General features: G+C 57.9%; 1 protein-coding gene. It reads left to right on the top strand.

Annotation, left to right across the window (positions count from 1 at the left end; genetic code table 11):
• Nucleotides 1–39: 39 nt before the first annotated feature.
• A partial coding sequence (locus WCA53_RS23470) for a transporter (RefSeq protein ID WP_423916104.1) occupies nt 40–1,801 on the top strand: 1,762 nt, incomplete at its 3' end.

The raw sequence follows: 1,801 nt of genomic DNA, 5'->3' as shown, positions 1-1,801 counted from the left end.
AGGGGCAATAGATGCCACAGCTAAATGGACTCGTTGGGAATGACCGGGAAACCACAAATCAGCAGTGATCTGCTTCGCCAAATCGGCGCGGTCGAGGACTGGCTGCCGAAGATCGGGCGTCCGGTGTCCCGCCGCGTGACGCATATTGAGGACGGCCGCTTTCTCTTTACGCTTCGATTGGTTGGCGTACCGTTCGAAGCGCAGAGCGACGCTGTGATCATCAATATGTTCGACAACCTGAGCGAGATGTTCGGCAAGCTTGGTCGGGACTTCGGTGGTCGCCTTGCATTCTGGACCACGTTCTCACGCCGCAAGGTGGTGTTCGATCAGGCGTACGACTTTGATTCGCGGTTCGTTCAGCTCTTCGTGAGCCGCTATATCGAACGCTTCACGCAGGGTGACTACTTCGAGAACACGTACTTCATCACTTTGGTGTTGCGCTACGAAGACTATGACGATGGTTTAAAGGAGATCGAGGGACTCGGTGAACAGGCTTACTTGTCACTTGCCGAGTACGACCCCGAAGTGCTCGAAACCTATGATCGTGCGCACGTCAACGGGTCGACAATGCAGTTCTCGAATGTCTACCGGCTCCTCGGCGACCTCATCAATGGTCAGGAAGCGGACATGCCGGTCGTGGCAGAAGCGGGTTACGAGGTAATTCCGGAAAGCTGGCTGCACTTCGGCTATGACACGCTCGAACTTCGCGGTGCGGCACCGTCGCGCCGGTTTGCCGCGTGTCTTGATCTGCGTGGCTTCCCCGACGAAACCGCGTGGGGGCAAATCAATCCACTGATGACGCTGCCGGCCGAATTCACGATCACGCAATCGTTCAACTGTCTGACCGGACATGTGGCCAACAAGGTGATCACGAGCACCATCAATAAGCTCGAGTCCGCCGGCGACAAAGCACGGCACCAGGTCGACGAGCTCAAGCATGCGCAAGGCTATGTCAACTCCGGTCAATTGACGTTCGGCGACTATCACGGCGCACTGGTTGTCTATGGTGAGAGCGCGAAGCGCGCGGACGAAAACGGCAAGCTGGTTCAAGCGCGGTCGAAGAACGAATGCAACGTGATTTGGATGCGCGCGACGGGGTCCGCGCCATTCACCTACTTTAGCCAGATTCCGGGCGCGCCGACCAAGCCACGGCCGAAGCCGCAGTCCTCGCGCAACTTGGCCGCGATGTTTTCGATGCACGACTATTCAGCAGGGAAGTCCAAAGGTAATCCGCTTGGTGACGGCTCAGCGGTCATGCCGCTGCAGACGGTATCCAAGCGTCTCTATAGCTTCAATTATCACGCGACGCGCGATGCCGAGTCGAGTGTGAATGAGCGCACCGCCGGCCACACCATCATCCACGGCACGACGGGTGTCGGCAAATCGCTACTGGAGGCCTGCATTCTCGGATTTCTGACGCGCTTCGGTCCGAAGATCTTTGCGCTGGACAAGGGGCGCGGCATGGAGCCATTCATGCGAGCCATCGGTGGCGCGTATGTGTACCTGGAAAAGGGTAAGGCGACTGGCTGGGCACCCTTCGAATTGCCCGATACGCCGTTCAATCGCGATTTTCTTTACACCCTGGTCGAGTTATGTGGCAAGAAAAACGGCGTCGACGACAAAGGCAAGCCGACCAAGATCGATCTCCAGGCGAACGAGAAAAAACAGTGTCAAGACGCCGTTGACGCGGTGATGGGCATCCACGACGTAAGTCAACGCCGCTTTAGCTTGCTGCTGGAAAGCATACCGGACGAAGGACCGGACTGCCTGCGCGCGCGCCTGTCCGCCTGGTGCGCATCGG

Origin of the sequence: Caballeronia sp. (assembly GCF_049581465.1) — a bacterium.
Taxonomy (GTDB): Bacteria; Pseudomonadota; Gammaproteobacteria; order Burkholderiales; family Burkholderiaceae; genus Caballeronia.
Note: the sequence above shows the minus strand (reverse complement) of the source record. Positions and strands in the feature narration are given on the sequence as shown.